This window comes from Streptomyces sp. bgisy100, assembly GCF_057709105.1.
Window position 1 is genome coordinate 30,376 of the sequence record NZ_JBYITE010000015.1, and the last position, 13,112, is coordinate 43,487.

General features: G+C 73.8%; 11 protein-coding genes and 1 pseudogene. 5 read left to right on the forward strand and 7 right to left on the reverse strand.

Annotation, left to right across the window (positions count from 1 at the left end; genetic code table 11):
- Positions 1-118: 118 nt before the first annotated feature.
- Positions 119-601: an Lrp/AsnC family transcriptional regulator gene (locus tag AC3EQ1_RS13115; protein ID WP_432094488.1), complete on the reverse strand. Its 483-nt coding sequence runs from the start codon at positions 599-601 to the stop codon at positions 119-121.
- Between the two features lie 59 nt (positions 602-660).
- Between AC3EQ1_RS13115 and AC3EQ1_RS13120 the strand changes: the two genes are divergently transcribed.
- On the forward strand, positions 661-1,866 hold the full coding sequence (locus tag AC3EQ1_RS13120; protein ID WP_432094489.1) for a trans-sulfuration enzyme family protein: 1,206 nt from the start codon (positions 661-663) through the stop codon (positions 1,864-1,866).
- On the opposite strand, the gene AC3EQ1_RS13125 is transcribed toward AC3EQ1_RS13120, so the two are convergent.
- Entirely contained in the window at positions 1,802-3,193 is a 1,392-nt protein-coding gene (locus AC3EQ1_RS13125) for a GNAT family N-acetyltransferase (RefSeq protein WP_432094490.1), read from the reverse strand. The two genes, AC3EQ1_RS13120 and AC3EQ1_RS13125, sit on opposite strands and share 65 nt — an antisense overlap.
- Before the next feature lie 413 nt (positions 3,194-3,606).
- Between AC3EQ1_RS13125 and AC3EQ1_RS13130 the strand changes: the two are divergent.
- Positions 3,607-4,823 (forward strand): annotated as a pseudogene (locus tag AC3EQ1_RS13130) (RNA-guided endonuclease InsQ/TnpB family protein).
- Positions 4,824-4,882: 59 nt separating this feature from the next.
- On the opposite strand, the gene AC3EQ1_RS13135 reads toward AC3EQ1_RS13130, so the two are convergent.
- Positions 4,883-6,481 (reverse strand): alkaline phosphatase D family protein, encoded by a 1,599-nt coding sequence (locus AC3EQ1_RS13135; protein ID WP_432094491.1) that lies wholly within the window; start codon positions 6,479-6,481, stop codon positions 4,883-4,885.
- A gap of 418 nt (positions 6,482-6,899) precedes the next feature.
- Between AC3EQ1_RS13135 and AC3EQ1_RS13140 the strand changes: the two genes are divergently transcribed.
- Complete coding sequence (locus tag AC3EQ1_RS13140; RefSeq protein ID WP_432094492.1) at positions 6,900-7,310, forward strand: VOC family protein; 411 nt, start codon at positions 6,900-6,902, stop codon at positions 7,308-7,310.
- 135 nt (positions 7,311-7,445) lie between these two features.
- On the opposite strand, the gene AC3EQ1_RS13145 is transcribed toward AC3EQ1_RS13140, so the two are convergent.
- Together AC3EQ1_RS13145 and AC3EQ1_RS13150 are read right to left on the reverse strand one after the other, a co-directional pair.
- Positions 7,446-8,348, reverse strand: a complete 903-nt coding sequence (locus AC3EQ1_RS13145; RefSeq protein WP_432094493.1) for an alpha/beta fold hydrolase — start codon at positions 8,346-8,348, stop codon at positions 7,446-7,448.
- A 77-nt stretch (positions 8,349-8,425) separates the two neighbouring features.
- A complete protein-coding gene (locus AC3EQ1_RS13150; RefSeq protein ID WP_432094494.1) occupies positions 8,426-9,085 on the reverse strand; it encodes an NADPH-dependent F420 reductase in 660 nt (219 codons plus the stop codon).
- A 109-nt stretch (positions 9,086-9,194) separates the two neighbouring features.
- On the opposite strand from AC3EQ1_RS13150, the gene AC3EQ1_RS13155 reads away from it, so the two are divergent.
- On the forward strand, positions 9,195-10,079 hold the full coding sequence (locus AC3EQ1_RS13155; RefSeq protein WP_432094495.1) for an RNA polymerase sigma-70 factor: 885 nt from the start codon (positions 9,195-9,197) through the stop codon (positions 10,077-10,079).
- Between the two features lie 226 nt (positions 10,080-10,305).
- Positions 10,306-11,073, forward strand: a complete 768-nt coding sequence (locus AC3EQ1_RS13160) for a GntR family transcriptional regulator (RefSeq protein ID WP_432094496.1) — start codon at positions 10,306-10,308, stop codon at positions 11,071-11,073.
- A 35-nt stretch (positions 11,074-11,108) separates the two neighbouring features.
- On the opposite strand, the gene AC3EQ1_RS13165 is transcribed toward AC3EQ1_RS13160, so the two are convergent.
- Positions 11,109-12,266, reverse strand: a complete 1,158-nt coding sequence (locus tag AC3EQ1_RS13165) for an ROK family transcriptional regulator (protein WP_432094497.1) — start codon at positions 12,264-12,266, stop codon at positions 11,109-11,111.
- Positions 12,267-12,460: 194 nt separating this feature from the next.
- On the reverse strand, positions 12,461-13,111 hold the full coding sequence (locus AC3EQ1_RS13170) for a response regulator (RefSeq protein ID WP_432094498.1): 651 nt from the start codon (positions 13,109-13,111) through the stop codon (positions 12,461-12,463).
- Between the last annotated feature and the right edge of the window lies 1 nt (position 13,112).

The following is a 13,112-nucleotide window of genomic DNA, read 5'->3' on the forward strand; positions in this document are numbered from 1 at the left end:
CGCGGCGGCCTCGCGGACACTCCGGGCGCCCCGGTCCGGCGTCTCGGCTCGCCCGTGCGGAGAGGCGCGCCCGGCCGCGCACCCGGGCCCGGCGGGTGGAGCCGACGCCGGCGGTGGGCTACCCCTGCGGTGCCGGAGGCAGCAGCGGCCCGCACTCCCACTGCTGGAAGATCAGCCGTGTCTCGACCCGGGCGACCTCCCGACGGGAGGTGAACTCGTCCAGGACCAGCCGCTGGAGGTCGGCGGTGCCGGTGACCGCCACATGGACGAGGTAGTCGTCCGGTCCGGTGAGGTGGAAGAGCGCCCGGGACTCGGGCAGCGCCCGCACCCGTTCGACGAAGGGGCCGATCAGTTCCCGGCGGTGCGGCCGGACCTGCACCAGCAGCAGGGCCTCCAGCCCCCGGCCCAGCTTCGCGGGGTCGAGCCGCAGCTCGTGCCGGAGGATCACCCCGGAGCGCCGCAGCCGGGCCACCCGGTCCAGGCAGGTCGACGGCGCCACGCCCACCTCGGCGGCGAGATCCCGGTACGTGGTCCGGGCGTCGTTCTGCAGGAGCCGCAGAATCTGCAGATCCACCGGATCCAAAGGGATGGAATCGGCCATCTGCCGAACATAGCATGGCGATTTTCCGCCAGATCCCGGTGAGCGTTCAGCCTCGGGTCATGGAGACGACTGCCGCGACACCACCCCGTTCGCTCAGCACCGAGGCCGTGCACGCCGGCCGTGAGGACCTCGCGGACCTCGGCCTGCACGCGCCGCCGCTGGACCTGTCCACGACGTACCCGTCCCGGGACAGCCGGGCGGAGGCCGCGCGGATCGACGCGTTCGCCGCCACCGGCGCGCAGCCGGACGGCCCGCCCGTCTACTCCCGGCTCGACAACCCCACCACCGCGCGCTTCGAGACGGCCCTCGCCCGCCTGGAGGGCACCGAGAGCGCGGTCGCCTTCGCCAGTGGCATGGCCGCGCTCACCGCCTGTCTGCTGGTCCGGAGCAGCATGGGGCTCCGGCACGTCGTCGCCGTCCGCCCGCTCTACGGGTGCAGCGACCACCTGTTGACCGCGGGCCTGCTCGGCAGCGAGGTCAGCTGGGTGGACCCGGACGGCATCGCGGAGGCCATACGCCCCGACACCGGTCTGGTGATGGTGGAGTCCCCGGCCAACCCCACCCTCGCCGAGGTCGACCTCGGGGCCGTCGCCCGTGCCTGCGGCGAGGTGCCGCTGCTGGCCGACAACACCTTCGCCACCCCGGTGCTCCAGCGGCCGGCCGAGCACGGGGCGCGGATCGTGCTGCACAGCGCGACGAAGTACCTCGGCGGGCACGGGGACGTGCTCGGCGGTGTCGTGGCGTGCGACGAGGAGTTCGCCCGGAAGCTGCGGCAGGTCCGCTTCGCCACCGGCGGGGTGCTCCACCCGCTCGCCGGCTATCTCCTGCTGCGCGGGCTCGCCACCCTGCCGGTACGGGTGCGGGCCGCCTCGGCGACCGCGGCCCTGCTCGCCGAGCGGCTGGCCGGTGACCCGCGGGTGACCCGGGTCCACTACCCGAAGCTGGGCGGCGCGATGGTGGCCTTCGAGATCGAGGGGGACCCGCACGAGGTGATCGCCGGGGTGCGGCTGATCACCCCCGCGGTCAGCCTCGGCAGCGTCGACAGCCTGATCCAGCACCCGGCGTCCATCAGCCACCGGATCGTGGACGCGGACGACCGCAGGTCCTCCGGAGTCTCGGACCGGCTGCTGCGGATGTCGGTCGGCCTGGAGGACGTCGAGGACCTGTGGCAGGACCTCGACGCCGCTCTGGGCGCGCCGCTCAGCGCTCGGCCGGCTCCTGCGCGGGGCGCGGACGCACCGGTGCCGGATCCAGCCGTGCGGTGATCACCAGCGTGCCCTCCTCGATCTGGTAGTCGAGGGGGAGGCCGAGACCGCGCATGGCGGCGACCATTCCGGTGTTCGCCGCCTGCGTGACGGCGTAGACGCTGTCGCAGCCCGCCTCTCCGGCGAGCGCGACCAGCCGGCGCAGCAGCTCCGCGCCGATGCCGCGGCGCTGCCAGTCGTCCTCGACCAGCAGCGCCACCTCGGTCTCGTCGCCGTCCCAGAGCAGGTGCCCGAGGGCGACCAGCCGGCCGGACGCGGTCCGGGCCGCCAGGGTGCGGCCGTAACGGGGGCTGAGCAGGTGGTCGAGATACCGGTCCGCGTCGCCGACCGGACCGTGGTAGCGCAGGCTCAGGGTCCGCTGCGAGCAGCGGTCGTGCATCTCGCGGGCGGCGGCCAGATCGGTGCTCCCGGCCCGCCGCACGGTGATCTCGTTGCCCTCCGGCAGCGTCAGCACGTCCCGGCTGCCGGGCACCCGCGGGCCGAGCCGGGCGTCCAGCTCCACCAGGGCCCGGGCGCGGGCGAACTCGGTGGGCGTGAACGGCAGGTACGGCCGCTCGACGGTGATGGACCCGCCGGAGGGGTCACGGAGCCGCAGCACCGTCTCCTCCAGGACGCCTTCCTCGGGCACCGGGTCGGCGAGCGGCTGCCCGGTCAGCGTCCGGGCGGGCAGCGAGTGGATGGTGCAGCGGCCCAGCAACTGCCGCAGCGCGAGCGGGAGCTCCGCCGCGTCCAGTGCGGTCCGGGTGGCGAGGTTGAGCACCCGGGTCGGTGTGTCGACCAGGTCGTGGGCGTCCGCCCGCTCGACCCAGGTGCCGCTGCCCCCGGCCGTGGCGATTCCCCGGGTGAGCTCCGCGGGCGGCAGCTCCGCCGGGGCGCGCAGCAGGAACTCGTCGACCGTGCCGTCGGACAGCGGGTGGGTCTGGAGCGTCAGGATGTCCACCCGGTGCCGGGCCAGAGCGGTGCACAGTTCGGCGAGGCTGCCCGGCTCGTCCCGTACGGTCGTGCGCACGCGCCACAGCGACGTGCCGCCGTGCCCCCGCTCCGGTGCCGCGGCGCCGGGGGGCGTCGCGGCACCGGTATCGCTCCGGGTCCCGGTGCCGGGCGGGGCATGGCTGTGCCGGCGCGCCCACCAGGTGTGGAAGCCCGCCGTGGCGGCCAGGGCCACGGCCGAGGCGACCAGCAGCACCGGGCCCCTGGGGGCGTGGGCGACCGTGTTGGCGATCGCGTCGGCGACCGCGACGGCCGTGAAGAGGGCGGCCAGTTCGACGAGGTCCCGCCGCCAGTGGTGGGGGCGGCGGGTGTGCTTCGCAGGATTCACGTCAGTCATGCAGCCACCCTGCCGGACCGGTGTTGCGTGATCACGAACGCTTTGTGACCGACGGGTTAAGGGCATAATTGATCGACTACCGCCGGATTTTAGCCATTTCTTGATGGTTCACCGAGCGTGGCGAGGTGGTTCGGGACGGGGCCGTGGCCCCTTCGGCCGGGACGCGGCGACCCGGCGCCGGTCCCGCGACGGACGGCCCCGGCCGACCGCCCGCGCGGACCGCCGGATCACCGGGTACCTCCGAGGATGCGCCGGCCTTCAGGCCGGGGAGGGATCGGACTCCTGCGGAGCAGGGCAGGGAAAGGGGTTTCGTCTTCGGGGCGAAAGGCCGTCCACCATGGGATGGGTTGATCAGTCGCATTGTGGTCTAGGGGGGGCAACTGTCAGTCCTCCCGGATAGGTTGTTGGGCATGATGACAGGCGTGGCCACGAAGGACGCCGGGCACGCCCGGTACACCTTTCGCCTGCGTCTGTCGTCCACCGCCCGGCGGAAGCTGGAAGCCGAATGGGACCGCTGCCGGTGGGTGTGGAACGAGTCGGTGGCCAAGTCCAAGGCCGTCCACGCCCATGCCAGGGCCACCGGCGAAAAGGGGACTTGCGGTCCGGCGCAGCTCGACAGGATGCTGACCGAGGCCCGCGCCCGTATCCCCTGGCTGCGTGAGGGCAGCTCGGTGCCTCAGCAGCAGCTCATCCGGGATTTCGGGAAGTCCCGCGCCAAAGCTTTGAAGGACATCAACGACCGGCTTCCCGTGCGGCAGCGGGCCGGGATGCCGAAGTACAAGAAGAAGCGCGAGGCACGCCCCACCCTCAACTACACGCGCCGCGGCTTCCGCCTCAGGGACGGCCGTCTGCACCTCGCCGGCGGAATCATCGTGACGGTGGTGTGGTCCCGCGACCTGCCGGCCGTACCTTCCTCGGTGCGCGTCCACCAGGACTGCGTCGGGCACTGGTACGCGTCGTTCGTCGTCGCGGCCGAGGTGCAGCCGCTCCCGGCCACGGGCGCGGTGCTCGGCGTGGACTGGGGCGTCAAGGAGACCGCCACCACCACATCCGACGCCCACGCCTGGCCCACCCGCAGCACGGCCGCAGGGCTCAGGCGAAGCTGACCCGGTACGACCGGATGATGGCCCGCCGCAAGCCGAAGAAGGGGCAGGCCGGGTCGAAGGGCTATCGCGAGGCGAAGAAATGGCGTGCCAAGGCGTACGCGAAGATCGCCCGGCAGCGGCAGGACACCGCCCGCAAGTGGGCGAAGAAGGCCGTCCGCGACCACGACGCGATCGCCGTTGAGGACTTCAGGCCGAAGTTCCTTGCGAAGACCACCATGGCCCGTAAAGCCGCTGACGCGGCGATCGGCGCCACCCGGGCGGCCCTCATCGAGATGGGCCGCAAGCACGGGCGCGACGTGCGTCTGGTGCATCCCGCGCACACCACCATGGACTGCGCGTCGTGCGGAGCGAGAACCAAGCACGCACTACCTCTTTCGGAACGTACCTACACCTGCACCGCGTGCGCAGCGGTGTCCCCCAGGGACAAGAACTCCGCCCGCGTGATGCTGGTCCGGGCTGGTCTGAACCCGGCTGGTGCCGAAGGCATAAGACCTCCGGGAGCGCTGCTCCCGGAGGCAGCCTGAGCCAGGAATCCTCGCAAGCCCTGAAGGAGGGAATCCCCCGCCTTCAGGCGGAGGAGCAGTCAATGGCCCACGAGCCCCGGCCGGAGCACCTTGGTGAACAGCACCGTGCCGCCCTCCTCGCACAGCCGCACCGTCAGCTCCCCGCTGTCTCCGTCGATCTCGGCCTCGCCGTAGTACTGCCCGCCGTCCAGCGGCGAGACGTTCGCCCGCGACGGCGCCTTCACGAAGGCCTGCTCCGGACCGAACGTGCCGTCCAGCTTCAGCGCCGGAAAACCGCCCGCGTTGAGCGGGCCCGACACGAACTCCCAGAACGGCGCGAAGTCCTGGAACGCCGCCCGGGACGGGTCGTAGTGCTGCGCCGAGGTGTAGTGCACATCCGCCGTCAGCCAGACCGTGCCGGTGATCCGGCGGGACTTGACGTACCGCAGCAGCTCCGCGATCTGCAGCTCCCGCCCCAGCGGTGCGCCGGGGTCGGACTGCGCGACCGCCTCGTAGTCCGTCCGGCCGTCCGGGACCACCAGGCCCAGCGGCATGTCGGCGGCGATCACCTTCCACACCGCCCGGGAGCGGGAGAGCTCCCGCTTCAGCCAGGCCAGTTGCTCCGCGCCGAGGATCCCCCGGTCGTCCGCCGGCTGCCGGCCGGGCGAATTGGCGTTCCGGTACGTCCGCATGTCCAGCACGAACACATCCAGCAGCGGACCGTGCCGCACCACCCGGTGGACCCGGCCCTCGCCGTTCGCCCGCAGCGTCCGGACCGGGGTGTACTCGCCGAACGCCCGCAGCGCGCGGGCCGCCAGCACATTGACCCGCTTTTCGGTGTAGCGGGCGTCGTCCAGGATCTCGCCCGGGTACCAGTTGTTGAGCACCTCGTGGTCGTCCCACTGCACGATGCCCGGCACCTGGGCGTGGAAGCGGCGCAGCTGCTCGTCGAGCAGGTTGTAGCGGAAGTTCCCGCGGAACTCCGCCAGCGTCTCGGCGACCTTCGCCTTCTCCTCGGTGGTGACATTCCGCCAGGTCCGGCCGTCCGGCAGGGTGACGCTCGGCGCGATCGGGCCGTCGGCGTAGACGGAGTCGCCGCTGCACAGGAAGAAGTCCGGGTTCCGGCGGCGCATCTCCTCGAAGATCGGGAAGCCGCCGCGGTCCGGGTTGATCCCCCAGCCCTGCCCGGCGAGATCGCCGGACCACAGGAACCGCACCCCGTCCCGCCGCAGCGCGGGCGCCGTACGGAAGGTGCCGTACACCGGCTCACCGGTGCGCCGCGGGTCCTCCGGATCGGCCAGCACGACCCGGTAGTGCACCTGCTCGCCCGGCGGCAGCCCGTGCAGCGCCGTGGTTCCGGTGCAGTCCGTGTCCGGACCGACCAGCGGCCCGGGGTACCGCCGCACCGAGCGGAACGTTTCGGTGGCCGAGGTCTCCACGACCATCCGGGCGGGGCGGTCGGAGCGCACCCAGACCAGGCCCGAGGAGGAGGTGACATCCCCGGTCTGCACGCCCCACCGGGCGGCCGGCCGGCCACCGAGGGACTGGGCGGGCGCCGCCCGGGGCACGGCCCGCGCCGTCCCCGTCCCGGCCGCCGCCAGGGACGGCAGAGCGAGAGCCGCGGCTCCGCCCCTCAGCAGCGACCGCCGCCCGACTCCGTGCCCGGATTCCTGTGCCATGGAGACCCTCCCGTTGCTCACGTTGCCCGACTGACCGCAGTGTCGTCCCTTGCCACCGGTGCGAGGTGCCGCCGAACAGAACGTTCAGTGAATTACGCACCACCCGTTCACCGGAAGGGCCATGACGCACCGCCCGTTCACCGGAAGGGCCGCGCGCCCGGCGGTCGCAGGTCCGCGGACGGAGCCCGGCCTCGGTCTCCCGGTCTCCGTCTCCCGGCCCCGGACGCCGGTCCGACGGCCGATCGCGCCCGGTGATCACCGGGGCTACCGTCACCAGGGGAGTCCGCGGCGCCCGCGGACCCGAACCACCCGCGTCGAACCACCTGCGTATCCGAACGACCCGCGTATCCGAACCACCTTCGTATCCGAACGACCCGCGCATCCGTATCACCCGCGGACCTGTACCAGAGGAGCACCGATGACCCAGGACGCACACATCCGCATCGCCCGGCCGACGCTGGACCTCGCCGCCGCGGAGCGCTTCTGGTGCGGCGGACTGGGCCTGACGGTCCTCTTCCGCCACGAGCCGGGCCCCGGTGCGCCGCCCGGGGAGCACGCCCTGCTGATGGTCGGCCGGCCGGAGGCCGCCTGGCACCTGGAGCTGGTGCACGACGCCCACGACCCGGTGGTGCCCCGTCCGACGCCCGAGGACCTGCTGGTGATCTACCTGGGCACGGAGGTCCCGGGCGAGCTCGTCGAACGGCTGGAGGCCCACGGCGGCCGCCGGGTGCTGGCCCACAATCCGTACTGGGAGGAGTGGGGCGTCACCGTCGAGGACCCCGACGGCTACCGCCTGGTGCTCTCCACCCGGACCTGGTCGAACGCCTGACGCCGCATCCGGGCGCCCCGCTCAGGCCCCGGGCCGCCGCGCCTGCTCCGCTGAGGGGGCGCGCGGCCGGGACGCCGCGGGGTCGCGCGGCCGCCGGTGGCCCCTGACGGCACGGCGGGCCACGGACCACGCGCCTCAGTCGGCCACCCGCTCCACGGGCTCCGGACGCTCCGCGGGAACCGGCCCGGCACCGGCGACGGGGCGGCTGCCGTCCAGCACGACCCGGGCGACCAGCGCCGGATCGTCGCTCATCGGGACATGGCCGCAGCCCGGGAGGCGGATCAGGCGCGCGCCGGGGATGGCGTGCTTGGCCCGGATGCCCTGCCGGCGCAGCAGCATCAGGTCGCGGGTGCCCCAGGCAACGGTGACGGGCAGGCCGGGGAGGTCGTCGCCGAACAGCACATGGCGGCCGGCGGCGAGGGTGGGGCGGAAGCCGGTCGACCCCGCCAGCGCCAGGGTCTCCGCGGCAGCGCCCTGCGGGGAACGCCGTCCCGGCCGGGCGTAGATGGAGCTGACCAGCAGGGCCCGTCCGGCGGTCGTACGGGAGAGCCGCTCGACGACCGGCGCCGGGAGCGCCCGCGACCCCAGGCGCATGCCGCGCAGCAGGCCGAACGCATAGCGGCGCTCGGCCTCCGTCCAGAAGCCGCCGGGGGAGAGCGCGGTGACCGAGCGGACCAGCTTCTCGCGGCCCATGCACAGGGCCAGCAGTCCGCCGAGGGAGTTCCCCGCCACGTGCGGCCGGTCCAGGCCCAGCGCCTCGCAGAGCGCGCCGAGGACGGGGACCACGGTCTCCAGGTCGTACGGCACGCCCTCCGGCAGTGCCGGGGACTCCCCGAAGCCGGGCAGGTCCACCGCGAAGACGTCCCGCTCCGTGGCGAGGACGTCCAGCACCGGGTCCCATGCCTGGCGGTGGTGGCCGATGCCGTGCAGGAGGAGCAGCGGCTCGCCGCTGCCGCGCCGTTCGTAGACGACGGGCACCCGGTGCCCTCCGAGCGAGGGGGCGAGCGGGACGGAGACCGTGGCCGCCGTTGTGGGCATGGGGGAGCTCCTCGTCAACGGATGTCGATGCGATGAGACGCGGTGTCAGCAAGGATTACCGGCCAGTAGCCGGGAGTTCAAGAGGGAACGCCCCGCCGGATCTCATAGTTGAACTGCGCATGCCCGAACTGCTGCATCAGGGTGATCCAGAACGGCATCAGCATCTCGGTGCAGCGCGCCGCCTCGATCCCGCCCAGGTCGATCACCCGCTCCGGCGGCCAGCCGAACTCGCCCACCAGCGCCACGGCCCGCGCCTTCGCGTCCGTGTCGTCCCCGCAGATGAAGAGCTGGTGGTCGCCCGGCACCAGGCCGGGGTCCACCATCACCTGGCAGTTGACGGTGTTGAGCGCCTTGACGACCCGCGCGCCGGGGAAGGTTCGCTGGATCTGGGCGCCGACGCTGTCGTTCTCCACCGGGGACAGCCGCAGCCGGCCCTCCTCGAAGGCCAGCGGATTGCACACGTCGACCAGCAGCTTTCCGTCCAGGTTCCGCGCCCCCGCGGCGTCGAGCGCGGAGAGCGCCGCCCGCCCGTTGACACCGTTCAGCACCGTCTCGCCGAAGGCGGCGGCGTCCGCGAAGGTCCCGGCGGCGGCCCGCGGACCGGCCTCCGCGGCCCAGGCGAGGGCCCGTTCGTTGTCCGGGCTGCGGGAGCCGAGAACCACCTCGTGGCCGAGCTCCACGAGCCTGCCCGCGAGGGTGCGGCCCACGTCGCCCGTGCCCAGTACGCCGTACTTCACAGCACCTCCCGTCACCGGCCGCCGCCGTTCGGCGGCACGGGCCCATTGTGCTGGGCCGCACACCGGTTCCCGCTGGACACGGCCGCGTTCGTTCGGGTGGGATGAGCGGGTGGGCACCGATGGCGCGACCGATGTTTTCGAGGAGCACCGGCCCGTCCTGACCGGTGTCGCCTACCGCATGCTCGGCCGGGTGGCCGACGCCGAGGACGTGGTCCAGGAGGCGTGGCTGCGCTGGTCCGGCACCGACCGTGCGGTGGTGCGCGAACCGCGCGCGTACCTCGTCCGGATCACCACCCGGCTCGCCGTCGACCGGCTGCGCCAGGTGAAGGCCCGGAGCGAGACGTATGTGGGCCCGTGGCTGCCGGAGCCGGTCGCCACCGACTACGCGGGCACCGTGCCGGACGCCGCCGAACGGGCGGTGCTCACCGATTCCGTGTCGCTGGCGGTGCTCGTCGTCCTGGAGTCCCTGTCCCCGCTCGAACGCGCCGTCTTCGTGCTGCGCGAGGCTTTCGGCTACCCCTTCGCCGAGATCGCCCGGATCCTCGAACGCGGCGAACCGGCCGTCCGCCGGATGGCCGTGCGGGCCCGTCGGCACGTGGCGGAACGGCCGCCGCGCTACCCCGTGGACCCGGCCCGGCAGCGCGACCTCACCGAGCGGTTCATCGCCGCCGCCGGGGGAGGGGACCTGGAGGCGCTGCTGGCGCTGCTGACCCCCGACGCCCGGCTGGTGGGCGACAGCGGCGGCAAGGCCAAGGCGCCGCTGCGCGTCATCGAGTCCGCCGACAAGATCGGCCGCTTCCTGGTCGCCATCACCCGGCAGCCGCCCCCGGAGACGGAGGTGCGGATCAGGGAGATCAACGGCGTGCCCGCGCTGGTGGTCCTCTCGGCCGGTCGGCCGGACAGCGTCATTTCGCTGGACGTCACCGAGGACGGCCGGATCTCCTGTGTCTACATCGTGCGCAACCCCGACAAGCTGTCCGCCGTGGCTCCTTGAGCCGCCCGGGCCGGTTCGCGCGCGTCCCCGCCCGGCCTGCGCGCACACCGTTTGAACGCTGTGCGGTGGCCCCGGCGGGAGGGCCGTCCGGGATCGAGGATTGGTCTTGACCAAGGGTGGGGCCCGCCCTATGGTCGCACGGTCAGTGCAGGAACCTTTCATAAAGAAGGGTGCACAACTTCCCCCGGGGACACCGGGATTGCGACAGGGATGGCGGAGGGCCAGGGTGGGGACGACGCAGCTCGCATCCGTGCCGGAGCCGAAGTACTGGCACCTGAGGACGGTGCTCAGCGAGGCGCTGGACTCGGAGTTCGCGGTGGGCGAGGTGCTGCCCAACGAGCGGGAGCTGGCGGCCCGGTTCGGAGTCGCCCGGGCCACCCTGCGCCAGGCCCTGGAACAGCTCGAACTCGACGGCCGGCTGCAGCGGCGGCGCGGTGTCGGCACCACTGTGGCGCCGCCCCGGGTGGGGGTGGCGGTCGGCCCCGAGGAGCACACCTGGCCGGGTGCGGACACCGATGACGCCTGGCAGCCCGTCGACTGCACGGACGCCGCACCGCCGTCCGCCGTGGCCCGGATGCTCGGCACCGGTCCCGGGGAGCAGGTGCACATCGTGCGGCGCAACCGGGTGACGCAGGGGCAGCCGGTCGCGGCCGAACTCCTCTACGTCCCGCCCGGGCCGGTGCAGCAGCACACCGCCACCGGCGGCCTCACCGGAGCGGCACGGGCCCGCGCGGTTCTGCGGGACCTGCGCAGCCACGCCCTGGAGGGCCAGGAACGGGCGGTGGAGCTGGGCTCGGCCGGGGCCGAGGAGGCGAAGGTGCTGGACCGGCTGCCGGGCGCGCCCGTGCTCGTCCTCACCACCCGCTGCTTCGCGGCCGGCCGGACCGTGGCGGTGGCCGTGGCGACGTACCGGGCCGACACCTGCCGGCTCACCTTCGGCCGGACCGGATCGGTGGAGATCGCCGACACGGACGAGGACCGCTGCGCGTCCTGACGGCCGTCCTCGACGGGGCGGGCGCCCCCGCAGGGTCAGGACTCCGCGGCCACCGGTGCCTGCACCGCGAAGAGCTCTTCCTCGACATGGTCCAGGGCCAGCCGCAGCGCGCCTGTCGCCACCGCCGCCTCTCCCAGTCGCGACAGTGCGACCTGCGGGGGCCGAAGGCAGTAGCGGCCCAGTTCGCGGCGGAGCGGCTCCAGCACACCGTCGAGGCCGGCCGCCCAGCCGCCGACCACCACCCGTTCCGGGTCGAGCGCCAGGACCAGCGCCGCCACATCGTGGACCAGCCGCCGGAGGAACCGTTCCACGGCCTCCCGGGCGCGCGCGTCCCCCGCCGCCGCACGCTCGAACACCCGCGCCACCGCGCTCTCGTCGAGCGGGGGGAGCGGCCTCCCGGTGGTCGACAGCACCTCTTCCGGAGCGGCCTCCCGGCCGAGCAGGTGCAGCGCCCCGATCTCTCCCGCCGCACCTCCGTGGCCGCGGTGCAGCCGACCGCCGATGAGCGACCCCGCGCCCGGGCTGAGCCCGGCGAGCACGAACACCAGATCGTCGGTGCCGGTACCGGCACCCTGCCAGTGCTCGGCGACCGCGGCCGCGTTGGCGTCGTTCTCCACCAGCACCGGGCAGCGGAAGGACCGCCGCAGCCGCCGCCCGAGCGGCAGCCCCGTCCAGCCGGGGAGCGCGGTGCACAGCCGCACGCCGCCGCCGGACTCCACGATTCCGGGCGAGCCCACGCCCACCGCCCGCAGCGAGCCCCGGGGCACTCCGGCGCGGCGCAGCAGACCGGACACGGTCGCCCGGACCTGCGCGAGGCGCTCCTCGGCCGGTGCGGAGACCGGAACCTCGCGCACCGCCGAGCCGGTCACCCGGCCGCTCAGATCCGCCAGCAGCGCCGCGACCCGGCGCGGGCCGATCTCGATGCCCAGCAGGTGGCCGGCCTCCGCGTGGAAGCGGAAGCGCCGGGCGGGCCGCCCCTGACGGCGCACCGGCTGCTCCGGGGGAGCCGCCTCCGTCACCAGGCCGGTGCCGGTGAGCCCGTCGACCACCCCTTCGACGGTCGGCCGGGACAGACCCGTGAGCCGGGCCAGGTCGGCCAGGGTGGCCGGCTCGCCGTCCCGCAGCGCGTGCAGCACCACCGCGGAGTTGATACGGCGCAGCAGGGAAGGATCACCGCCGGTGAGACGCCCCAACGCGGGCCTCCCTCCTGTGGGTTGTGCCAAGCCTGTACGAGGCGCAGGGCCTGTGTACCGGACCTTTGAGATGTGCCGGGATCGTAGCCGCTGCCGAGTCGGCGCGGCGAGCGCCCTGACACGCACGGGACCGACGGGAGCTCCTGCGCGCGTTCCGCCCCCGGCGTCGCCGCGGCCGGGAGCGAGGCCGGAGGTCATCCGGGGTGCACGAAGCCCGATTCGTACGCGGCGATCACCGCCTGGGTGCGGTCCCGGGCCCCCAACTTGGCCAGAACGGCGCTGACATGGGACTTGACCGTCTCGGTGCCCAGCACCAACTCCGCCGCGATCTCGGCGTTCGACAGCCCCCGGGCCATCAGCCGCAGCACCTCGCCCTCCCGCCCGGTCAGCGCGGCCCGCTCCATCGCCTCCCGGGCCCGCGGGTTGCCGCGGGACGCCGCCATGGCGCGCAGCGCGGTCGGGAAGAGCAGCGACTCGCCCTGCGCCACCAGCCGTACCGCGTGCACGATTTCCGACGGGTGCGCCCGCTTGAGCAGGAAGCCGTCGGCGCCGGCGCGCAGGGCGTCGTAGACGTACTCGTCGTTCTCGAAGGTCGTGACGACCAGGATCTTCGGGGGCGCGGGCACGCCGCGCAGCACGGAGCGGGTCGCCTCGATCCCGTCGAGCAGCGGCATCCGCACGTCCATCGCGACCACATCGGGCCGCAGGCTGCGCACCAGCGGCAGCACCGCCGCTCCGTCCGCGGCCTCGCCCACCACCGCGATGTCGGGCTGGGCATCGAGGATCGCGCGCAACCCGGCCCGTACGAGCGGCTCGTCGTCGACGAGCAGGACAGTGATGGGCATG